The organism is Pseudomonas sp. CJQ_9 (genome assembly GCF_043106615.1).
Taxonomy (GTDB): domain Bacteria; phylum Pseudomonadota; class Gammaproteobacteria; order Pseudomonadales; family Pseudomonadaceae; genus Aquipseudomonas; species Aquipseudomonas juntendi.
Window position 1 is genome coordinate 1 of record NZ_JBICMS010000095.1, and the last position, 21,786, is coordinate 21,786.

The following is a 21,786-nucleotide window of genomic DNA, read 5'->3' on the forward strand; positions in this document are numbered from 1 at the left end:
TCAAAAGGCTCCCGCTTCCCAAACAGAGGCTGGAAATTGAAGCTCGCACTGAAGGGGTTTCGATCCTCGGTGGCGTAGCTCCAAACCTCGTCTTCAAAAGCCTGGGCCAGCACAGGAAGTTCAATCCCGACAAGGTCCTGGACTTGAACCAGCCAAACAGCCCTGTCCACAATCTTGATGAGGTAGTCGATCAATCCATAGGAAGCCAGGTAGAAGCGTTTAATCATCGCTGGCTCTACAAAACTGATGGTTTGAACAGGCAGTTCGCCCTCGATTGCCTGCAACAACATCACGAAATGAAGAGGCGTATTAGCGGAGAAGTTGAAGCGATCGTATGCCACCGTGGCCGAAAACCTGCGTCGCAGTTGCTCGTTTGCCAGCAGCAGATTTTCGGTGCGCTTCAAGCCAATCAGAACAAATGCGATACAGGTTTCATTCATCAGACTCTTGATCCAGTCTGCTGCCTCATACGCACCGTTACGACGATAATCGACCAGGTGCTGCGCCTCATCGAGTACCAACATCTCCACGCCAAGGTTCTTCAGGAGGAGGACTACGCGTGCAAATTTAACCTCAGCAGAATGTCCTCGTGCCTCAGCGAAAGGATCCTTCAACTCTGCCAAAATGGCTGCTGCCAAGTTTTTCTTAGTAGGAGACGAAGGCATCTCAACGAACAGAACTGCCCGCTTCTGCGGGTCATGGCTCTCCGATTCTTCCAGTGACCGAATGTACTCCTTAACCAATGTGCTCTTGCCCACACCGCTTGGACCTTGGATCAGCAACCCTTTACTTGCTCTGGTACGCCGACTATCGCCGTGGATTTCGCCTAGTCGCGTCAACGCTCGCTCGACTTGAGGGCTGTGAATAAAACGATCGCGGAGCGTAAAGCTGTATTCACCATGCTCATAGCATTCGTAAAGATCGATGGCGTTCATGGCTTAGAGCTCCCAGCAGGGCGACGAACCGAAACCTTGAAGGCTGCTGGCGGAATGTTAGGAATAGAGTCACCGGTCCATTCCACTTCAGCGAGTACCTTCGGTGGAGGCGTGCTTTCGGTCACTCGACCCTCCTTGTCAATCTTCGCTATGGCAGCTGCGCGCCGTTTTCTGAGCGTCTGCGAACGGCGGGCCTCGTCTGCATCCTCCATAATTTCCTGGTAGCACCTGTGCGTAGCCTCGAAGCTAGGCTGCTCATTGTATTTTTCTCGCAGCGCTTTCTCGGCAGCCTTCCACACCTCCCTGCTCTTACCGGCCATTCGCTCATCTTTGGCGGGCACTTTGAAGAACAAGTTTCTGAAGCGGTCGTGAACCCAGACGTGCCCGGCTTCGTCTCGATAGCGGACGTTTACCTTTTCCCCGTCTGCCAAACGCATACGTAGTTCAGCAAGTTCCGTAGAGTGGTAGCCCACTTTGGCTACCTCGATGCCGTAATGGTGAACCTTCACCGAGGCCCGCTTGGCCAGAATGCACTCCAACGAATCCAGGTCGACGGGAAGGCTAATGACATGGTTCGCCTCGCTAGTCCCCCAGACTTGAGCCGGTGTTCTGTTGTCCAGCCCCCGATGAGGAGTCTGGTGGTAACCATCGACGATCCATTTCACTACCACCGCTTCCAATTGAGGGAGCGTGAAGCATGCATTCTTCTCCGAGTCGTAATCGCCACGTTGCTGGATATTTGAGAAGGTGGTACCCGGGAGGTTGTGGATAAGCCCCAGGTTCTGTGTGCTGAAAAAGCGTTCGACGGCACCTTTCCTTTGAGGGGCTCTGGAAGCGGGATACATTATCTCGATACCCAACTCGTTGAACCCCATGATGAGATCACCCGCGTGAAATTCCGCCGCGTTGTCTGGGACGATGCGAGCCGGCAGCCCACGTGCCCACCATTCATTTCTCACTTTAGGAAAACGCTTCAGCAGTTCGGCCTTTGGGCGGATTGAGCGTTCGATCACACGAAGCACGGTCTCCGTATTTGGCGCCGACAGGTGAAGCAGATATCCCATCACCATTCGAGAGAAACGGTCGAGGACGATCGTCAGATAGGGGCGCCCAATGCACAGCCCCGAGGTTTCATCCACAAGCTGTACGTCCAATAGCGTGTGATCAATCTCCCACCGTTCCAAAATCTCATGGACACGTAGGACACCCGCCGCAACGCGGTGCTTTTTGTCTGCTGCGTGTTTTCCGAGCCTCTCCTTATCCACAAGGTACGGATCCAGCTTGGCGATGTACCTTCGGACAGTCATTCCGCTTGGGATCTTGAGCTGATCCGAAGACAAACGACTTTTGTTCCGCTCTTTTATCTGGTCCTCGAATTCTGAAACGACCACGCTGACCGCAGGAATCGTATCCTGCAGGTAGGTTTTATTAATCACGCCTTCAAGAATAACTTCGAGCTCTCCCTGTATCGCGGGGGCCCGTCCCTTTTTGGCATGCTGAGGGATAAGCTTTACTACGTTCTGGCCAATGTATTTGGCTGCCCAACGTCGAATGGTGGAAACCGAGGGTGCGCACGCATCCCCAATCTTTTTGGCGATTTCTCTAAGTGTCTTGATCATGTCTTCGTCACCCGGTAGCTTGTATTTACCGCGCTTAGTTAGGTCGTCCAGATACTTGCGTCGGCGCAATGCTTCATCCCCATGTTTTTTGGGGAAGCATGAGATGTCTGGAGGGATGTTCCGTACATACGGAACCTTCCCGAGATAAGGCTGATCAGCGGAGATCTCGATCTCGCGCTTCTCGTAGGCCTCATAGAACTCCTTTTCGGATAGCTTCGTGGGCTCACCAAGCTCATCGAAAAAGAGCAGCTTCCGGTCGATAAGCCTCTTCTCAAGCACCATCAGTACGCCACGAACGATGACGACCAATTTCACCCTAAGGGAAAAGGTTTGCATGGCGGTGCCCCCCTTGCAGGAAGACCGGGGAATTAGTGTCAATTGACCTATCTAGGTCAATACCCACCACCCCAAGGCCTAACAAGCGCCAGGCTTTCCTCTCACCAACCACGCAGAGCAAATCTGCAACGGTCATAGGCGGCCATTCGTTGAAGGCCGCCATTACCTCCTCCAACGCCTGATGCGAAAGCTCTGGACCGCGCCGGTGATACATCAACCTTCTAAGATTGGTAGCCAGGGGTTCAGCTTCAATTAACTTTTCAGTGATCACCGAAAAGTTACGGGCAGTGGCGTTGAAGTAGCGCTCAGCGGCATCCAGTCGCTGCCTGACGCTGGCAATCTTCAGTCGGTCGTGAGGCTTCACTTCAAACCACCACTCGCGCCCATCCGCGAGGAAAACCTGTACGTCTGGGTAATATTTGAAGTAGCCCTGGAGCGATGGAACACGTTCCTCACTGGGCTGCGGGACGTAGCCGATGACCGCAGGAGACAGCTCAAGAAGCCGAAAAAGAGCGCCTTCGAGCTGGGACTCCCAGGGCACAGGCTTTTTATTTTTGAGCGATGGGAAGTAGCCGCGGTAATGGTTGGACCGCCGCGTGACCACCTTTCGTACTGTCATGAAACACCTCCGAAAATCTCGAAACGAGCGCCGACGCTGCGCCAAAAAATCAAGGCGCAGAGCGGGCGAAGTGAGGCCTTTCGACAGGCAACACTGTGCCGTCGAGTGGCCTCGCTAAGGTCGAAAAGATGGGAGAGGATTGACAGCCGCTTCGAAAAAGCAGACATTGCGGATTCTCAGTACGCAAGTCAGCTTCGCTAAGCGCGGTCAGTCCTCTGAGGATTGGTCGCGTTTTTCTACATTTTGAGGCCTCCTTTTCTGCTCATAAGTCATGACCCTCATGACTGATCAGAATCTCAAGCAAGCGGCTTGCTCTATTTACTTCTAAACCGCCACGTGGTGATTGCCCGAGCAGTTTTGATCTGATCTGAAGTTCTCGCTCCAACCAGCTGATTGGATTACAAATCTTCAGAGCGATGCTGAAAAAGTTAGTCATAGATCTTATTCCAACATCACTTCGAAATCTACAATAAATCTAATTCGGCAAGTTCTGCTCAATACTGCCTCGATACTAAGTTTCTAAAAATAGATACTTAACAAGTATGTGTAATTAACTATTAACTTGTACGAGTATAAATTTTGGAATCGCAGCAATCCCTCAACACCTAAGGTCCGCCGCTGACCTTTTCAGTTTTCCCGGCTGCCCATCAGATCCCTTCCTCAATGCATCCCCATCCCCCTGAAATTCCAACGAGTGGAGTAGGGCGTACCGGCGGAACTCCGGGCAAAAAAAAAGCCCGCGATGGCGGGCTTGATGGTGACCGACGGGGACCAGGTTCGCAGTCCCGGTCGGTCAACTATTTGTGAAACCGTGCAGCTATTCTGTGAACCTACACCTGATTAGAAGTCCAGGTTAGAAACCGACAGGGCATTGCTCTCGATAAAGTCCCGGCGCGGTTCGACCGCATCACCCATCAGGGTGTTGAAGATCTGGTCGGCAGCGATTGCATCTTCGATGGTGACCTTGAGCATGCGGCGCACGGTTGGGTCCATGGTGGTTTCCCACAGCTGCTCAGGGTTCATCTCACCCAGCCCTTTGTACCGCTGGATAGTATGCCGCTTGGTGCTTTCGTTCATCAGCCAGTCCAGCGCTTCTTTGAACTCGCTGACCGCCTTGCGGCGCTCACCGCGCTGCACATAAGCGCCTTCGCCCAGCAGGGTAGAAAGGTTGGCGCCCAGGTTCACCACCGTACGGTAGTCATTGCTGCCAAAGAAGTCGCGGTTGAACGTAACGTAGCTGGCCAGGCCGTGGGAGGTCACTTCCACTTCCGGCAGCCACACGTTGCGCTCTTTGTCTTCGCGCAGGCTGGCCTGATAAGCAAGGCCGGACTTCTGGCTGTTGCTCAAGCGCGCCTGGAACTTCACCAGCCAGGCTTGCATCGCAGCATGATCGCCCAGTTGCTCGACGGTCACTTCCGGCAGGTAGATGAAATGCTCGGTGATTTCTTCTGGGTACAGGCGCGACAGACGCTTGAGCGTTTTCATCACGCCGCGGAATTCGTTGACCAGGTTTTCCAGTTGTACACCGGCAACTGCTGGCGCCGACTCGTCCAAGTGCAGGCTGGCATCTTCCAGGGCCGACTGGGTCATGTACTCTTCCATGGCCTCGTCGTCTTTGATGTACTGCTCCTGCTTACCTCGCTTGACCTTGTACAGCGGCGGCTGAGCAATGTAGATGTAGCCGCGCTCGACAAGCTCCGGCAACTGGCGGAAGAAGAAAGTCAGCAACAAGGTACGGATGTGCGAACCGTCAACGTCAGCATCGGTCATGATGATGATGTTGTGATAACGCAGTTTATCGATGTTGTACTCTTCGCGGCCAATGCCACAACCCAGCGCCGTGATCAGCGTGCCCACTTCCTGGGACGAGATCATCTTGTCGAAGCGCGCCTTCTCGACGTTGAGGATCTTACCCTTCAGCGGCAGGATCGCCTGGGTACGGCGGTTACGGCCCTGCTTGGCGGAGCCACCTGCGGAGTCACCCTCCACCAGGTACAGTTCAGAAAGGGCAGGGTCCTTTTCCTGGCAGTCCGCCAATTTGCCCGGCAAGCCGGCAATGTCCAACGCGCCCTTGCGACGGGTCATCTCACGGGCTTTGCGGGCCGCTTCCCGAGCACGCGCAGCGTCGATCATCTTGCCAACGACGGCCTTGGCCTCGTTAGGGTTCTCCAGCAGGAAGTCGGCAAAGTACTTGTTCATTTCCTGCTCAACGGCGGTTTTCACCTCCGAGGAAACCAACTTGTCTTTGGTCTGCGAGCTGAACTTAGGGTCCGGGACCTTGACCGAAATGATCGCGGTCAAGCCTTCACGGGCATCGTCGCCAGTGGTAGCTACCTTGTTCTTCTTCGCCAGGCCTTCCTGCTCGATGTAGTTGTTCAGGCTACGGGTCAGCGAGGAACGGAAGCCCACCAGGTGGGTACCACCATCACGCTGCGGAATGTTGTTGGTGAAGCACAGCAGGTTTTCGTTGAAGCTGTCGTTCCATTGCAGGGCAACTTCAACGCCGACGCCATCCTCGCGCTGCACATTGAAGTGGAACACCTGGTTGTTGACCGGCGTCTTATTGGTGTTCAGGTACTCTACAAACGCTCGCAGGCCACCTTCATATTTGAAGAACTCTTCCTTACCACTGCGTTCGTCCTTCAGCAGAATGCCGACGCCGGAGTTGAGGAACGACAGCTCGCGAATCCGCTTGGCCAGGATGTCCCAGCTGAAATGGATGTTCTTGAAGGTCTCAGCCGAAGGCTTGAAATGGATATGGGTACCCGTGGTTTCGCTGTCACCCACAACCGCCATCGGCGCTTGTGGAACACCGTGCACGTAGGTCTGTTCCCAGATCTTGCCGCTGCGGCGAACGGTCAATACCAGTTTCTCGGAGAGGGCGTTCACGACCGAAACCCCAACACCGTGCAAACCGCCGGAGACTTTGTAGGAGTTATCGTCAAACTTACCGCCGGCGTGCAGCACGGTCATGATGACCTCAGCGGCGGAAACACCTTCTTCTTTATGCACGTCGACCGGAATGCCCCGACCGTTGTCGCGGACACTGATGGATTCGTCCGGGTGAATAATGACAGTGATGTCATCGCAGTGACCGGCGAGGGCTTCGTCGATCGAGTTGTCGACCACTTCGAAGACCATGTGGTGCAGGCCGCTACCATCATCGGTGTCGCCAATGTACATGCCGGGACGCTTGCGTACGGCATCCAAACCTTTCAGCACCTTGATGCTGGAGGAGTCGTACGTTTGATTTTCGCTCATGCCTTCACTCCCGATGGTCGTGGGTCTGGGTGATACGGCCTTGTTCCACGTGGAACAAAGCAACTGGCGTTTCCGTCTGCCAGCCTTCCCTCAGTAATTCGTGATCTACACAGGTGATGAACACCTGGCAGCGTAATTCTTCAAGCAAGCGGCACAGAGCGCGGCGGTGCTGGTCGTCGAGTTCGGACGGCAAGTCATCCACGAGATAAATACAGTGACCGCGGCGAGCCTGGCTGACGAGGTGGCCTTGGGCAATGCGCAGTGCGCACACCACCAACTTTTGCTGACCACGCGACAAAATGTCGGCTGCATTATTGGCAGCCAGACGAAGACGCAGATCAGCGCGCTGCGGACCGGCTTGGGTATGGCCCATTTGCTGATCGCGAAGGAGAGAGGAGGCGAGTACTTCTTGCAGTTCCCGGTCCTTGTCCCAGCCTCGGTAGTAGCTCAGGGTCAACCCGTCCAGTTCGACCAGTTCGCTCAGGGTTCGCTCGAAGACGGGCTTCAAGGCCTTGATATAGTTGCGACGGTATTCATCTATTTCCGCACTGGCCAGGCACAGTTCCCGGTCCCAGGCGGCTTGCGAAGCTGGGTCAAGTGTACCATGCCGCAACCATGAGTTCCGCTGCCGCAGCGCCTTCTGCAGCCGTTGCCAAGCGGGTAGGAAGCGAGGTTCCACGTGGAACACTCCCCAATCCAGGAACTGGCGGCGAATTTTTGGTGCGCCCTCCAGCAGCCGAAAGCTGTCCGGGTTGATGAGCTGCAACGGCAGCAGCTCTGCCAACTGCGCAGCGCTACGGGCGTTCTGCCCATCGATGCGAATGGTAAAGTCCCCCTGGCGCTCGCGGGACACACCGAGGTTACTGGTGCCGCCCTCCGTCAATTGCACCTCACCAAATACGGTACAGGCAGCCTTTTCGTACTGTATGACCGGGTTCAAGCGGGTGCTGCGGAATGAGCGCGCTAATCCAAGCAAATGCACGGCTTCCAGCACACTGGTCTTGCCACTGCCATTGGCGCCGTAAAGGATATTGATGCGGGGGGAGGGTGAGAGCGTCACCGGGTGCAGGTTGCGCACCGCGGTGACCATGATACGTCGAAGGGACATGTCGCCTGCTACAGGTTACAGGCGCATCGGCATGACAACGTAGGAAGAATCATCATTCCCGGCTTCCTGCAGCAGCGCACTGCTGTTGGAGTCAGACAGGATCAGACGAACTTGCTCAGTGGTCATCACGCCCAGCACATCCAGCAGGTAGCTGACGTTGAAGCCGATTTCCAGCGAGCTACCCTCGTAGTCCACACTGATTTCTTCTTCCGCCTCTTCCTGCTCGGGGTTATTGGCCTGAATCTTCAATTGGCCAGCAGCCAGCTGCAGGCGAATGCCACGGTACTTCTCGTTGGAAAGAATCGCGGTACGGCTGAACGCCTCACGCAGCGCCTGACGATCGCCGACCACCACTTTGTCGCCGCCTTTAGGCAGTACGCGCTCATAGTCAGGGAATTTACCGTCTACCAGCTTGGAGGTAAAAGTGAACTCGCCAGTGGTCGCGCGAATATGGTGCTGGCCGAGCACGATGCTGACCATGCCTTCAGGGTCAGTCAGCAAGCGCGCCAACTCCAAGATACCTTTGCGGGGCACGATGACCTGGTGGCGATCGTCTTGCTCGATGGGCGCCGTCATGGAGCACAAGGCCAAGCGGTGACCGTCGGTAGACACTGCACGCAGGGTGTTGCGGGAAACCTCGAGCAGCATACCGTTGAGGTAGTAGCGGACATCCTGCTGAGCCATGGCGAAGCTGGTACGCTCGATCAAGCGGCGCAGCTTGCTCTGTTCCAAGTTGCAGGTCAGCGAACCCGGGCCTTCTTCCACTGTAGGGAAGTCGTTGGCAGGCAGGGTGGACAAGGTGAAACGGCTACGGCCGGCCTTGAGCAACAGTTTCTGCTCGTCGACCTTGATATCGATCAGGGCGTCATTGGGCAGGCTTTTGCAGATGTCCATCAGCTTGCGCGCTGGGACAGTGATCTCGCCAGGCTCAGCCGGCTCTTCCAATTGCACGCGGCCTACCAGTTCGACTTCCAGGTCGGTACCGGTCAACGACAGTTGCTGGCCTTGCACGACCAGCAAAACGTTGGACAGGACCGGCAAGGTCTGACGGCGCTCGACGACACCGGCGACCAGTTGCAGGGGTTTCAACAGGGCTTCGCGTTGAATGGTGAAATGCATGGTCTAGTCCCTTGCCTTCAATTAGCTGCGCACACGGCCATCAGGTCGTCAGCGTTCGCAGCAGGTTCTTGTAGTCCTCGCGGATATCCGCGTCGGATTCCTTCAATTCGTTAATCTTGCGACAGGCGTGCAGCACGGTCGTATGATCGCGCCCGCCAAACATGTCGCCGATTTCCGGCAAGCTGTGGTTGGTCAGCTCTTTGGACAGCGCCATGGCCACCTGGCGAGGGCGCGCCACGGAACGCGACCGTCGCTTGGACAGCAAATCGGAGATCTTGATCTTGTAGTATTCGGCGACGGTACGCTGAATGTTATCCACACTGACCAGTTTGTCCTGCAGGGCCAGAAGGTCTTTCAGCGATTCGCGGATCAGCTCGATGGTGATATCGCGCCCCATGAAATGCGAGTGAGCGATCACCCGCTTCAGCGCACCTTCCAGTTCGCGAACGTTGGAACGGATGCGCTGGGCGATGAAGAACGCTGCATCATGCGGCAGTTCGACCTTGGCCTGGTCAGCCTTCTTCATCAGGATGGCTACACGCGTCTCCAGCTCTGGCGGCTCTACGGCAACCGTGAGACCCCAGCCAAAGCGCGACTTCAAGCGCTCTTCCAGGCCTTCGATCTCTTTGGGGTAGCGGTCGGAGGTCAGAATGACCTGCTGGCCCCCCTCAAGCAGCGCGTTGAAAGTGTGGAAAAATTCTTCCTGGGAGCGCTCCTTGCGGGCAAAGAACTGGATATCGTCAATCAGCAGCGCATCTACCGAACGGTAGAAACGCTTGAATTCGTTGATGGCATTGAGCTGCAGTGCCTTGACCATGTCTGCGACGAAGCGCTCCGAATGCAGGTACACAACCTTGGCGTTCGGGTTCTTCTTCAGCAAGTGGTTACCCACAGCATGCATAAGGTGGGTTTTACCCAGACCCACGCCGCCATAAAGGAACAACGGGTTGTAGCCATGCTTGGGATTGTCTGCAACCTGCCAGGCCGCTGCGCGCGCCAGCTGGTTCGACTTACCCTCGACAAAGGTGTCGAAGGTGAAGGTTCGGTTCAGGTAGCTGGTGTGCTTGAGTGCACCTTCAACCTGTACGGTGCGCTGTTCGGCCCTGCCACTGGTGGCTGGCGCAGCGGCCGGCTCAGCCATGGCATCGAAGCTGTCGCGCGAAGACGGCTCAGCCATTTCATCCATCGGTACAGATTCGGCAACCGCTACCGCCGCAGGTTCGATTGTAGCCGCAGCAGGCGCAGCCTTAAGGCTCTGGCTTTTGGCCTGGGTCTGCGCCTGTGACGCGGCGACCGCAGCACTGACCGGCGCGTTGGGCGCGGCGCGCGGAGCCGAGCTGCGGCGGCTGCCTATTAATAAGGAAAGGGCAGGTGCTATGCCGCTGCCATTCTCGCCCAACAATTCGAGCAAGCGGCCCAGGTACTTTTCATTGACCCAATCGAGAACGAAACGGTTAGGCGCATAGACGCGCAACTCGTCGCCTTCGGCTTCGACCTGTAGCGGACGGATCCAGGTGTTGAATTGCTGGGCAGGCAGTTCATCGCGCAGAAGCTCCACGCACTGCTGCCAAAGTTCCACTGACACGGATATCCCCTGAGTTTGAAAGCCGGATGAGGCAAAAACAAACCGCCATTGTACCGGTCAAGCGTCCAGTTATCCACATGTGGACACATGAGTAACCATGACAAATCAGCCATTTATCGACCAGATTGGCATGATGGCGGTGTTGATAAGCCCTGTGGATAACCGACCATGAGAGCTATGCACAACCCTGGGTCCAGCCCTGTGGATAATTCAGCTGTGCATAACAGGCCATTTAATCCACAGGTTGCGACCATCTACGAAACAAGCGCAGCACGGGTTCAGAACATACTTATGAAATCCTGTACATCCCATGAACCGTGGCCTTGGCATGGTTATCCACAGAAAGTTATCCACCTAAGCTTTATAGGTTTATCAGAAAAGCTTTTTATATCTCTCTTCTTTTTTTCATGTTGTCCCCAACGTGTACCTTCGATCAAGCACCCTCGGGAGAATGGCCGAGCAGTTGCCGTCCATCACGTGCTCTATAGGTAAAGACTGGTTGGAAATTGACCTACGGGCTTGCTTTCTCTAGAATCGCCGGTCTCGTAAAAAGGGGGCCATCCCGGCCCGTCGTCGACAAACCAGGTAACACGCCATGAAACGTACTTTCCAACCAAGCACCATCAAGCGCGCGCGCACTCACGGTTTCCGTGCCCGTATGGCTACCAAGAACGGCCGCGCTGTTCTGTCGCGTCGTCGTGCCAAAGGCCGTAAGCGTCTGGCCATTTGATTTTTCGGCACAGGTGGTGAGTCAGGACTTCAGTCGGGAAAAGCGACTGCTTACACCCCGGCATTTCAAAGCGGTCTTCGACTCCCCAACCGGCAAGGTTCCAGGGAAAAACCTGCTGATCCTTGCTCGCGAGAACGGCCTCGATCACCCACGGCTGGGCCTGGTGATCGGCAAGAAAAGCGTCAAACTCGCCGTTCAACGCAATCGCCTCAAGCGCTTGATGCGCGATTCCTTTCGTCTGAACCAGCAGTTACTTGCCGGCCTGGACATCGTGATCGTCGCGCGCAAGGGATTGGGTGAAGTAGAAAACCCGGAATTGCACCAACACTTTGGCAAACTCTGGAAACGCCTGGCGCGCAGCCGCCCAGCACCAGTAGTCACCGCCAATTGCGCAGGGGTAGACAGCCAAGATGCGTAAACTGGCGCTCGTTCCGATCCAGTTTTACCGCTACGCCATTAGTCCTCTGATGGCCAGCCACTGTCGTTTCTTCCCCAGCTGCTCCTGTTACGCCTACGAAGCCATCGAAAATCATGGCTTGTGGCGTGGTGGGTGGCTGGCTGTTCGTCGCCTGGGGCGTTGTCATCCGTGGAATGCAGGCGGTTTCGACCCCGTTCCACCCGCTCCTTCCTCCCGAACTTCTTCGATAGCCGAGTAATCATGGATATTAAACGCACGATCCTGATCGCCGCGCTGGCAGTCGTGTCCTACGTCATGGTCCTGAAGTGGAACGATGACTATGGCCAAGCTGCCTTGCCGACTCAGAATACTGCTGCCAGCACTGTTGCGCCGGGCTTGCCCGATGGCGTGCCGGCCGGTAACAACGGTGCCAGCGCCGATGTACCGAGCGCCAACGCCGACTCCAGCCCTGCCGAACTGGCACCGGTCGCACTCAGCAAGGACCTGATCCGCGTCAAGACTGACGTCCTTGAGCTGGCTATCGACCCGGTTGGTGGTGACATCGTCCAGCTGAACCTGCCGAAATACCCCCGCCGCCAGGACCACCCGGACATCCCGTTCCAGTTGTTCGACAATGGTGGTGAGCGTGTCTACCTGGCACAAAGCGGCCTGACCGGCGCCAACGGCCCGGATGCCCGCGCCAGCGGCCGCCCACTGTATGCCGCCGAGCAGAAAAGCTACCAACTGGCTGACGGCCAGCAGCAATTGGTGGTCGACCTGAAGTTCAGCGACAACGGCGTCAACTACATCAAGCGCTTCAGCTTCAAGCGCGGTGAGTACGACCTGAATGTCAGCTACCTGATCGACAACCAGAGCAGCCAGCCGTGGAGCGGCAATATGTTTGCCCAGCTCAAGCGTGACGCCAGCGGCGATCCGTCTTCGAGCACTGCGACCGGCACCGCCACCTACCTGGGTGCAGCCCTGTGGACAGCTTCCGAGCCTTACAAAAAGGTCTCGATGAAGGACATGGACAAGGGCAATTTGAAAGAAAATGTGTCTGGTGGCTGGGTAGCCTGGCTGCAGCACTACTTCGTGACCGCGTGGATCCCGGCCAAGTCGGACAACAACGTTGTTCAGACGCGCAAGGACAGCCAAGGCAACTACATCATCGGCTACACTGGCCCGGCACTGAACGTACCTGCCGGTGGCAAGGTTGAAACCAGCGCCATGCTGTATGCCGGACCGAAGATCCAGTCCAAGCTCAAGGAATTGTCCCCAGGCCTGGAACTGACCGTCGACTACGGCTTCCTGTGGTTCATCGCCCAGCCGATCTTCTGGCTGCTGCAACATATCCACAGCCTGCTGGGCAACTGGGGCTGGTCGATCATCGTGCTGACCATGCTGATCAAAGGCCTGTTCTTCCCGTTGTCGGCTGCCAGCTACCGTTCCATGGCGCGAATGCGTGCCGTTGCACCGAAACTCGCCGCGTTGAAAGAGCGCTTCGGTGATGATCGCCAGAAGATGTCCCAGGCGATGATGGAGCTGTACAAGAAAGAGAAGATCAACCCGTTGGGCGGCTGCCTGCCGATCCTGGTGCAGATGCCGGTGTTCCTGGCCCTGTACTGGGTGCTGCTGGAAAGCGTTGAAATGCGCCAGGCGCCATGGATGCTGTGGATTACCGACCTGTCGATCAAGGATCCGTTCTTCATCCTGCCGATCATCATGGGCGCCACCATGTTCATCCAGCAACGCCTGAACCCGACACCGCCGGATCCTATGCAGGCCAAGGTGATGAAAATGATGCCGATCATCTTCACCTTCTTCTTCCTGTGGTTCCCAGCGGGTCTGGTGCTGTACTGGGTTGTGAACAACTGCTTGTCGATTTCGCAGCAGTGGTACATCACACGTCGCATCGAAGCAGCCACGAAAAAAGCTGCTGCCTGACGGGCTGCTACGCTAGCCTGTGAATAAAAACGCCCCCTAGTGGGGCGTTTTTGCTATCTGTCGTTGTTGTCGTAGAGGCTTTCGAGCATGAACATTGTGCGTGAAACCATCGCAGCCATCGCCACCGCCCAGGGCCGCGGCGGGGTGGGGATTGTCAGGTTGTCCGGGCCCCTGGCCGCCAAGGCCGGGCAATTGATCACCGGCCGTACGCTTACCCCGCGCCACGCCCATTACGGCCCCTTCCGCGATGAGGAAGGGCTGGTACTGGACGAAGGGATCGCATTGTTCTTCCCCGGGCCCAATTCGTTCACCGGCGAGGACGTGCTTGAGCTGCAGGGCCACGGTGGCCCGGTGGTGCTGGACATGCTGCTGCAGCGCTGTGTACAAGTTGGCTGTCGGCTGGCCCGCCCAGGGGAGTTCAGCGAGCGCGCGTTCCTCAACGACAAGCTCGACCTGGCGCAGGCCGAAGCCATTGCCGACCTGATCGAGGCCAGCTCCAGCCAGGCGGCCCGCAACGCCCTGCGCTCGCTACAGGGCGAGTTCTCCAAGCGTGTGCATGGTTTGACCGAGGCGTTGATCGCATTGCGCATCTACGTCGAGGCAGCGATCGACTTCCCTGAAGAAGAGATCGACTTCCTCGCCGACGGCCACGTGCTTTCGATGCTCGATACCGTACGCTGTGAGTTATCCACCGTGCAGCGCGAGGCCGGGCAGGGTGCGTTGCTGCGCGACGGCATGACGGTGGTTATCGCCGGCAGGCCTAATGCCGGTAAATCCAGCCTGCTGAACCAGCTGGCCGGGCGCGAAGCGGCGATCGTCACCGATATCGCCGGCACCACACGGGATATTTTGCGCGAACATATCCACATTGATGGCATGCCGCTACATGTGGTGGACACCGCCGGTTTGCGGGCCACCGATGACCATGTGGAAAAGATTGGTGTGGAACGGGCGCTGAAGGCCATTGGCGAGGCTGACCGGGTATTGCTGGTGGTTGACTCCACAGCGCCCGAAGCCAGCGACCCGTTTGCCCTGTGGCCAGAGTTTCTCGACCAGCGGCCAGACCCGGCGAAGGTTACGCTGATCCGTAACAAGGCAGACCTGAGTGGCGAGCGGGTAGGGCTGGAACAATGCGATGATGGCCACGTCACGATCACCCTTAGCGCCAAGGGCAATGATGCAGGCCTGCAGCTGCTACGCGACCACCTGAAGGCCTGCATGGGTTATGAACAGACTGCCGAGAGCGGTTTCAGCGCCCGCAGGCGCCACCTGGATGCGTTGCGCCAGGCCAGTGAGCACTTGGAGCACGGCCGCGCACAACTGACTCTGGCGGGCGCGGGAGAGCTGTTGGCGGAAGACCTGCGTCAGGCCCAGCATGCGCTGGGCGAGATCACCGGGGCATTCAGTTCGGATGATTTGCTGGGGCGGATCTTCTCCAGCTTCTGTATCGGCAAATAATCCACAGCCGGGCACCGCCAAGAGCCGCTTCTTCGGGAGCGGCTTTTTTTTGCCTGGAATTCACGCATGGGCCGTGCGGGCCCCATCGCCGCCTGCCAGCACCCACAAGCATCCTGCTTTCCATGCTTGTTCCGCCCTCCAGTGGGAACGGGTTTACCTGATATGAGGCCAGTACAGGCTCACAATTTTTATACACAAGCGTAGAAATGCGCTCAGGAGCCCTGTGGAAAACCCGCCTTCAGCTCCGTTGATAAGCATGCTTTTTTTCTGAGGACAAAACCCCCTGTGGGTAAACATGCATTTAATCCACAGGCTAAAGCACGTTATCCATACCCCTCAGGGCACTCCAACCACAGGGTTTAATTTCTCTGTACATACCGTAATTCATGGTCTGCAAAGGTTTATCCACAGATAAGACTGCGCATAAGAATAAACATAAAAACAAAGCTTTTATAAATTTCTCTTCTTTGATTTCTGTTGTGTGCCACTCATCCACAGACTGGTCAAAATTTGCTCAGACGGTTTCTTTAAGGGGGGGTAAGTCCCTATACTTGTCGGCTTACCTTCTCTATTCGCAAAAACAGGCACGAGGTGCGTGGTGGATTTCCCTTCCCGTTTTGAAGTGATCGTCATCGGCGGCGGCCATGCCGGTACCGAGGCTGCGCTTGCGTCAGCACGCATGGGTGTGAAAACCCTGCTGTTGACCCATAACGTGGAAACCCTCGGTCACATGAGCTGCAACCCCGCCATCGGCGGTATTGGCAAAAGCCATCTGGTCAAAGAGATCGATGCCCTCGGTGGCGCCATGGCGTTGGCTACCGACAAGAGCGGCATCCAGTTCCGCGTTCTGAACAACCGCAAAGGTCCAGCTGTACGGGCAACCCGTGCACAGGCCGACCGCGCCATCTACAAGGCCGTGGTTCGTGAAATCCTGGAGAACCAGCCAAACCTGTGGATATTCCAGCAATCCTGCGATGACCTGATCGTCGAGCAGGATCAGGTCAAAGGCGTGGTGACCCAGATGGGCCTGCGTTTCTTTGCCGAATCGGTGGTACTGACCACCGGTACCTTCCTTGGCGGCCTGATCCACATCGGGTTGCAAAACCATTCAGGTGGTCGCGCCGGTGATCCGCCTTCGATCGCGCTGGCACACCGCATGCGCGAGCTGCCATTGCGCGTAGGCCGGTTGAAAACGGGTACGCCACCACGTATCGACGGTCGTTCGGTGGATTTTTCGGTCATGACCGAGCAACCAGGCGATACGCCCATACCGGTGATGTCGTTCATGGGCAATGCCGAAATGCACCCACGCCAGGTCAGTTGCTGGATTACCCATACCAACGCGCGTACCCACGAGATCATTGCCTCGAACCTCGACCGGTCGCCCATGTATTCGGGCGTGATCGAAGGGGTGGGCCCGCGCTACTGCCCATCGATCGAAGACAAGATCCACCGGTTCGCCGACAAGGAAAGCCACCAGGTATTCATCGAGCCTGAGGGCTTGACCACCCATGAGCTGTACCCGAACGGTATTTCCACGTCGCTGCCGTTCGACGTGCAACTGGAACTGGTCCGTTCGATCCGTGGCATGGAAAACGCCCACATCGTGCGCCCTGGCTATGCCATCGAGTACGACTACTTCGATCCGCGTGACCTCAAGTACAGCCTCGAGACCAAAGTCATCGGCGGCTTGTTCTTCGCCGGCCAGATCAATGGCACCACCGGTTACGAAGAAGCCGGCGCCCAAGGCCTGCTGGCCGGCACCAACGCCGCGTTGCGGGCACAAGGCCGTGACAGCTGGTGCCCTCGCCGTGACGAGGCGTACATCGGCGTACTGGTCGACGACCTGATTACCCTGGGCACCCAGGAGCCGTACCGTATGTTTACCTCGCGTGCCGAGTACCGGCTGATTCTGCGCGAAGACAACGCCGACCTGCGTCTGACCGAAAAGGGCCGTGAACTGGGCCTGATCGATGACCAGCGCTGGGCGGCCTTCTGCGCCAAGCGCGACGGCATCGAACGCGAGGAGCAGCGCCTGAAGTCGACCTGGGTACGACCCAATACCGAACAAGGCCAAGCCATTGTGGATAAGTTCGGCACGCCGCTCAGCCACGAGTACAGCCTGCTCAACCTGCTGGCCCGCCCGGAAATCGACTACGCCGGGCTGATCGAAGCCACCGGCGGTGAGGCAATCGATCCACAGGTCGCCGAACAGGTCGAGATTCGCACCAAGTACGCCGGTTACATCGACCGCCAGCAGGATGAGATCGCTCGCCTGCGTGCCAGCGAGGACACCCGGTTGCCTGTGGATATCGACTACACGACCATTTCCGGCCTGTCGAAAGAGATCCAGGGCAAGCTGGGCCAGACCCGCCCGGAAACTCTGGGCCAGGCATCGCGCATTCCCGGCGTGACCCCGGCGGCGATTTCCCTGTTGCTGATTCACTTGAAAAAACGCGGCGCTGGCCGCGAATTGGAGCAAAGCGCTTGAGTGCCCTGGTTACCCCGCAACATGCTGAAGAGTTGTCCACAGGTGCGCGGCAGCTTGGTGTAGACCTGAGTGCCGAGCAGCATGAAAAACTGCTCGGCTACCTGGCCTTGTTGATCAAATGGAACAAAGCCTACAACCTGACCGCCGTGCGCGACCCGGACGAGATGGTTTCGCGGCATCTGCTCGACAGCCTGAGCGTCATGGCGTTTATCCACAGCGCGCGGGACAACTGGCTGGATGTCGGCAGTGGTGGTGGCATGCCTGGTATTCCTTTGGCTATCCTGCACCCGCACAAGCGGGTGACCGTGCTGGATGCCAATGGCAAGAAAACCCGCTTCCTGACCCAGGTGAAAATGGAACTCAAGCTGGACAACCTCACGGTTATCCACAGCCGGGTCGAGGCGTTTCAACCTGCACAACCGTTCGATGGGATCATCTCCCGTGCCTTCAGCAGCATGGAGAACTTCACCAACTGGACCCGCCACCTGGGCGACACCGGGACGCAATGGCTTGCAATGAAGGGGCTGCATCCTGCCGATGAACTGGTAGCATTGCCCGCAGACTTCACAGTGGAAAGCGAACAGGCCCTGACCGTTCCAGGTTGCCAGGGCCAGCGCCATCTGCTGATACTGCGCCGCAAGGCATGACTGGGAACACGCGCATCAATGGCTAAGGTATTCGCAATCGCGAACCAGAAAGGTGGTGTAGGCAAGACCACCACCTGTATCAATCTCGCCGCCTCGCTGGCCGCAACCAAGCGTCGTGTGCTGCTGATCGACCTCGATCCGCAGGGCAACGCCACCATGGGCAGCGGTGTGGACAAACACGAACTCGAGCACTCGGTCTACGACCTGCTGATCGGGGAGTGCGACCTGGCCCAGGCCATGCATTACTCCGAGCACGGTGGTTTTCAGTTGCTGCCGGCCAACCGCGACCTGACCGCCGCCGAAGTGGTGCTGCTGGAAATGCAGGTCAAGGAAAGCCGCCTGCGCAACGCGCTGGCGCCCATCCGTGACAACTACGACTACATCCTGATCGATTGCCCGCCGTCTCTGTCGATGCTGACGCTCAACGCCCTGGTCGCAGCCGATGGGGTGATCATCCCCATGCAGTGCGAGTACTACGCACTGGAGGGCCTCAGTGACCTTGTGGATAACATCAAGCGCATCGCTGCCCGGCTGAACCCGGAGCTGAAGATCGAGGGCTTGCTGCGGACCATGTACGATCCCCGCCTGAGCCTGAACAACGATGTGTCGGCCCAGCTCAAGGAGCACTTCGGGCCCCAGCTTTACGACACGGTCATTCCGCGCAATATTCGCCTGGCCGAGGCCCCCAGCTTCGGCATGCCGGCCCTGGCCTACGACAAGCAATCGCGTGGCGCCCTGGCTTATCTGGCGCTGGCTGGGGAACTGGTTCGCCGGCAACGCCGTCAGTCGCGCACTGCACAGACAACTTAAGGAATCCGTATGGCCGTCAAGAAACGGGGTCTCGGACGTGGGTTGGATGCACTGCTCAGTGGTCCTACCGTGAGCGCGCTCGAAGAGCAGGCTGTGAAGATCGACCAAAAGGAGCTGCAGCATCTGCCGGTCGAACTGATCCAGCGTGGCAAATATCAGCCACGCCGGGACATGGACCCACAGGCGCTGGAAGAACTTGCCCACTCGATTCGCAACCATGGGGTGATGCAACCGATCGTGGTGCGCCCGATCGGCGATAACCGCTACGAGATCATTGCCGGTGAGCGCCGTTGGCGTGCCACCCAACAGGCCGGCCTGGACACCATCCCGGCCATGGTCCGCGAAGTGGCCGACGAGGCCGCCATTGCCATGGCGCTGATCGAGAACATCCAGCGTGAAGACCTCAACCCGCTGGAAGAGGCGCTGGCCCTGCAGCGGCTGCAGCAGGAGTTCGAACTGACTCAGCAACAGGTGGCCGATGCGGTCGGCAAGTCGCGGGTCACCGTGGCCAACCTGCTGCGCCTGATTACCTTGCCTGAGGCGATCAAGACCATGCTGGCCCACGGCGACCTGGAAATGGGTCACGCCCGCGCATTGCTCGGGTTGGATGAGAATCGCCAGGAAGAGGGGGCGCGTCATGTTGTCGCACGTGGTCTCACCGTGCGCCAAACTGAAGCACTGGTTCGCCAGTGGCTCAGCGACAAGCCTGAACCGGTCGAACCGGGCAAACCTGATCCGGATATCGCGCGCCTTGAACAGCGGCTCGCAGAGCGCCTGGGCTCGGCTGTGCAGATTCGCCACGGCAACAAGGGCAAAGGCCAATTGGTTATTCGCTACAACTCGCTTGACGAGTTGCAAGGTGTGCTTGCACACATCCGCTGAAACAATTGCTGTTGTAGCGGGCAGTCGGAAATCACTACCGAAGAGTTGAATAGGGGTTAAACCACCCCTATACTCTGCGCGCATTTTGTCGGCACAAATTATGCCAAGTCATCACTGACTTGTTGGTCGACTTCCGAGGAGCAGTTGTGATGGAAATCCGCACGCCAAACCGCCTGCCTTTCCATCGCTGGGCGGTTTTTCCGGTACTGCTGGCTCAATTTGTCGTATTCCTGCTGGCGACCCTGGTGTTGTGGCAGTGGAAAGGGGCGGTCAGTGGATATTCAGGCCTTTGCGGAGGTTTGATTGCCTGGCTGCCCAACGTGTATTTCGCCTGGAAGGCTTTTCGCTTTAGCGGAGCTCGGGCGGCACAAGCCATCGTCAAGTCATTCTACGCTGGCGAGGCAGGCAAGATGATTTTGACGGCAGTGCTTTTTGCACTGACCTTCGCAGGAGTGAAGCCACTGGCGCCGCTAGCAGTATTCGGCGTCTTCGTGTTGACCCTTTTGGTCAGCTGGTTCGCGCCCCTGCTGATGAATAAAAGACTTTCGAGACCTTAGGGCGTTTGAGGCAACCATGGCAGCAGAAACCGCTTCGGGCTATATCCAGCACCACTTGCAGAACCTGACCTACGGTCAACTACCAGACGGCAGCTGGGGCTTTGCCCATTCGGCTGCAGAAGCCAAGGCAATGGGCTTCTGGGCGTTCCACCTGGACACCCTGGGTTGGTCCGTCGCGCTGGGTCTGATCTTCCTGTTCATCTTCCGCATGGCGGCCAAGAAGGCCACCTCCGGCCAGCCTGGCGGCCTGCAGAACTTCGTGGAAGTGATGGTCGACTTCGTCAACGGCAGCGTGAAGGACTCCTTCCACGGCCGTAGCCCGGTCATCGCACCGCTGGCGCTGACCATCTTCGTCTGGGTATTCCTGATGAACGCCGTCGACCTGGTACCGGTCGACTGGATTCCTCAGCTGGCGATCCTGATCTCCGGTGATCCGCACATTCCGTTCCGCGCCGTGTCGACCACCGACCCGAACGCGACCCTGGCCATGGCGTTCTGCGTATTCGCGCTGATCATCTTCTACAGCATCAAGGTCAAGGGCCTGGGCGGCTTCATCGGTGAGCTGACCCTGCACCCGTTCGGTAGCAAGAACATCTTCGTGCAGATCCTGCTGATTCCGGTCAACTTCCTGCTCGAATTCGTCACCCTGATCGCCAAGCCGATCTCGCTGGCACTGCGTCTGTTCGGCAACATGTATGCCGGCGAATTGGTGTTCATCCTGATCGCGGTCATGTTCGGTTCCGGCCTGCTGTGGCTGAGCGGCCTGGGTGTCGTGCTGCAATGGGCGTGGGCGGTGTTCCACATCCTGATCATCACCCTGCAAGCTTTCATCTTCATGATGCTCACCATCGTCTACCTGTCGATGGCGCACGAAGATAACCATTAAGACCGCCTGGCGTGTCTGATAGCCTTCCCCGCTCGTTTGGGGGGAGGGCTTAAAAAGTCCGCAAGGGCATGCTGTACCAAACGATTTGTTTTACCGCTTCAACTTAAAAACCTAACCAATACGACGTAAAAGTCGGGAGGAAAGATGGAAACTGTAGTTGGTCTGACCGCTATCGCTGTTGCTCTGCTGATCGGCCTGGGTGCTCTGGGTACCGCCATTGGTTTCGGCCTGCTGGGCGGCAAATTCCTGGAAGGCGCTGCTCGCCAGCCAGAAATGGTTCCAATGCTGCAGGTTAAAATGTTCATCGTTGCCGGTCTGCTCGACGCCGTAACCATGATCGGTGTTGGTATCGCTCTGTTCTTCACCTTCGCGAATCCGTTCGTTGGTCAAATCGCCGGCTAA

19 protein-coding genes are annotated in these 21,786 nt (G+C 57.4%); 12 read left to right on the top strand and 7 right to left on the bottom strand.

Annotated elements, in window-relative coordinates:
- The 7 genes from ACF8SD_RS19910 to dnaA form a co-directional block, all read right to left on the bottom strand.
- Positions 1–935 (bottom strand): TniB family NTP-binding protein (locus ACF8SD_RS19910; RefSeq protein WP_392484998.1); only part of this gene is annotated, 935 nt, incomplete at its 3' end.
- Positions 932–2,890: a DDE-type integrase/transposase/recombinase gene (locus ACF8SD_RS19915; RefSeq protein ID WP_153670606.1), complete on the bottom strand. Its 1,959-nt coding sequence runs from the start codon at positions 2,888–2,890 to the stop codon at positions 932–934. The genes ACF8SD_RS19915 and ACF8SD_RS19910, both read right to left, overlap by 4 nt.
- Positions 2,871–3,509: a TnsA endonuclease N-terminal domain-containing protein gene (locus ACF8SD_RS19920; RefSeq protein ID WP_153670607.1), complete on the bottom strand. Its 639-nt coding sequence runs from the start codon at positions 3,507–3,509 to the stop codon at positions 2,871–2,873. The genes ACF8SD_RS19915 and ACF8SD_RS19920 overlap by 20 nt, the downstream gene beginning before the upstream one ends.
- Before the next feature lie 840 nt (positions 3,510–4,349).
- Complete coding sequence (gene gyrB / locus ACF8SD_RS19925) at positions 4,350–6,770, bottom strand: DNA topoisomerase (ATP-hydrolyzing) subunit B (RefSeq protein ID WP_392484999.1); 2,421 nt, start codon at positions 6,768–6,770, stop codon at positions 4,350–4,352.
- A 4-nt stretch (positions 6,771–6,774) separates the two neighbouring features.
- Positions 6,775–7,878, bottom strand: coding sequence for a DNA replication/repair protein RecF (gene recF / locus ACF8SD_RS19930; RefSeq protein ID WP_173887066.1), 1,104 nt, complete (start codon positions 7,876–7,878; stop codon positions 6,775–6,777).
- A gap of 15 nt (positions 7,879–7,893) precedes the next feature.
- Positions 7,894–8,997 (bottom strand): DNA polymerase III subunit beta, encoded by a 1,104-nt coding sequence (gene dnaN, locus ACF8SD_RS19935; protein ID WP_173887065.1) that lies wholly within the window; start codon positions 8,995–8,997, stop codon positions 7,894–7,896.
- Between the two features lie 40 nt (positions 8,998–9,037).
- Positions 9,038–10,582, bottom strand: coding sequence for a chromosomal replication initiator protein DnaA (gene dnaA, locus ACF8SD_RS19940; protein ID WP_173887064.1), 1,545 nt, complete (start codon positions 10,580–10,582; stop codon positions 9,038–9,040).
- A 595-nt stretch (positions 10,583–11,177) separates the two neighbouring features.
- On the opposite strand from dnaA, the gene rpmH reads away from it, so the two are divergent.
- The 12 genes from rpmH (at position 11,178) to atpE (ending at position 21,786) form a co-directional block, all read left to right on the top strand.
- Positions 11,178–11,312 (top strand): 50S ribosomal protein L34, encoded by a 135-nt coding sequence (gene rpmH, locus ACF8SD_RS19945; RefSeq protein WP_003253163.1) that lies wholly within the window; start codon positions 11,178–11,180, stop codon positions 11,310–11,312.
- Between the two features lie 13 nt (positions 11,313–11,325).
- A complete protein-coding gene (rnpA, locus tag ACF8SD_RS19950) occupies positions 11,326–11,730 on the top strand; it encodes a ribonuclease P protein component (protein WP_029886846.1) in 405 nt (134 codons plus the stop codon).
- Positions 11,723–11,968: a membrane protein insertion efficiency factor YidD gene (yidD, locus tag ACF8SD_RS19955; RefSeq protein WP_009684672.1), complete on the top strand. Its 246-nt coding sequence runs from the start codon at positions 11,723–11,725 to the stop codon at positions 11,966–11,968. Before rnpA ends, yidD begins: the two co-directional genes overlap by 8 nt.
- A 2-nt stretch (positions 11,969–11,970) precedes the next feature.
- Positions 11,971–13,653: a membrane protein insertase YidC gene (gene yidC / locus ACF8SD_RS19960; protein ID WP_009684671.1), complete on the top strand. Its 1,683-nt coding sequence runs from the start codon at positions 11,971–11,973 to the stop codon at positions 13,651–13,653.
- A gap of 87 nt (positions 13,654–13,740) precedes the next feature.
- Complete coding sequence (gene mnmE, locus ACF8SD_RS19965) at positions 13,741–15,111, top strand: tRNA uridine-5-carboxymethylaminomethyl(34) synthesis GTPase MnmE (protein WP_173891629.1); 1,371 nt, start codon at positions 13,741–13,743, stop codon at positions 15,109–15,111.
- A gap of 598 nt (positions 15,112–15,709) precedes the next feature.
- The gene (mnmG, locus tag ACF8SD_RS19970; protein WP_009684669.1) at positions 15,710–17,602 is read left to right on the top strand and encodes a tRNA uridine-5-carboxymethylaminomethyl(34) synthesis enzyme MnmG; all 1,893 of its coding nucleotides are present in this window, start codon (positions 15,710–15,712) and stop codon (positions 17,600–17,602) included.
- Entirely contained in the window at positions 17,599–18,249 is a 651-nt protein-coding gene (gene rsmG / locus ACF8SD_RS19975) for a 16S rRNA (guanine(527)-N(7))-methyltransferase RsmG (RefSeq protein WP_182367577.1), read from the top strand. The genes mnmG and rsmG overlap by 4 nt, the downstream gene beginning before the upstream one ends.
- 18 nt (positions 18,250–18,267) lie before the next feature.
- Positions 18,268–19,059: a ParA family protein gene (locus tag ACF8SD_RS19980; protein ID WP_009684667.1), complete on the top strand. Its 792-nt coding sequence runs from the start codon at positions 18,268–18,270 to the stop codon at positions 19,057–19,059.
- A 9-nt stretch (positions 19,060–19,068) separates the two neighbouring features.
- Positions 19,069–19,941, top strand: coding sequence for a ParB/RepB/Spo0J family partition protein (locus ACF8SD_RS19985; RefSeq protein ID WP_115295205.1), 873 nt, complete (start codon positions 19,069–19,071; stop codon positions 19,939–19,941).
- A 149-nt stretch (positions 19,942–20,090) separates the two neighbouring features.
- Positions 20,091–20,498 (top strand): F0F1 ATP synthase subunit I, encoded by a 408-nt coding sequence (locus ACF8SD_RS19990; RefSeq protein WP_009684665.1) that lies wholly within the window; start codon positions 20,091–20,093, stop codon positions 20,496–20,498.
- 16 nt (positions 20,499–20,514) lie between these two features.
- Entirely contained in the window at positions 20,515–21,384 is an 870-nt protein-coding gene (gene atpB, locus ACF8SD_RS19995; protein WP_003260030.1) for a F0F1 ATP synthase subunit A, read from the top strand.
- Between the two features lie 144 nt (positions 21,385–21,528).
- Entirely contained in the window at positions 21,529–21,786 is a 258-nt protein-coding gene (gene atpE, locus ACF8SD_RS20000) for a F0F1 ATP synthase subunit C (RefSeq protein WP_003097235.1), read from the top strand.

Bases quoted from the DNA above. Each gene is read 5' to 3' on its own strand.
- ACF8SD_RS19915 (WP_153670606.1), bottom strand. From the start codon at position 2,890: ATGCAAACCTTTTCCCTTAGGGTGAAATTGGTCGTCATCGTTCGTGGC.
- ACF8SD_RS19920 (WP_153670607.1), bottom strand. From the start codon at position 3,509: ATGACAGTACGAAAGGTGGTCACGCGGCGGTCCAACCATTACCGCGGC.
- gyrB (WP_392484999.1), bottom strand. From the start codon at position 6,770: ATGAGCGAAAATCAAACGTACGACTCCTCCAGCATCAAGGTGCTGAAA.
- recF (WP_173887066.1), bottom strand. From the start codon at position 7,878: ATGTCCCTTCGACGTATCATGGTCACCGCGGTGCGCAACCTGCACCCG.
- dnaN (WP_173887065.1), bottom strand. From the start codon at position 8,997: ATGCATTTCACCATTCAACGCGAAGCCCTGTTGAAACCCCTGCAACTG.
- rpmH (WP_003253163.1), top strand. From the start codon at position 11,178: ATGAAACGTACTTTCCAACCAAGCACCATCAAGCGCGCGCGCACTCAC.
- yidD (WP_009684672.1), top strand. From the start codon at position 11,723: ATGCGTAAACTGGCGCTCGTTCCGATCCAGTTTTACCGCTACGCCATT.
- yidC (WP_009684671.1), top strand. From the start codon at position 11,971: ATGGATATTAAACGCACGATCCTGATCGCCGCGCTGGCAGTCGTGTCC.
- mnmE (WP_173891629.1), top strand. From the start codon at position 13,741: ATGAACATTGTGCGTGAAACCATCGCAGCCATCGCCACCGCCCAGGGC.
- ACF8SD_RS19980 (WP_009684667.1), top strand. From the start codon at position 18,268: ATGGCTAAGGTATTCGCAATCGCGAACCAGAAAGGTGGTGTAGGCAAG.
- ACF8SD_RS19985 (WP_115295205.1), top strand. From the start codon at position 19,069: ATGGCCGTCAAGAAACGGGGTCTCGGACGTGGGTTGGATGCACTGCTC.
- ACF8SD_RS19990 (WP_009684665.1), top strand. From the start codon at position 20,091: ATGGAAATCCGCACGCCAAACCGCCTGCCTTTCCATCGCTGGGCGGTT.
- atpB (WP_003260030.1), top strand. From the start codon at position 20,515: ATGGCAGCAGAAACCGCTTCGGGCTATATCCAGCACCACTTGCAGAAC.
- atpE (WP_003097235.1), top strand. From the start codon at position 21,529: ATGGAAACTGTAGTTGGTCTGACCGCTATCGCTGTTGCTCTGCTGATC.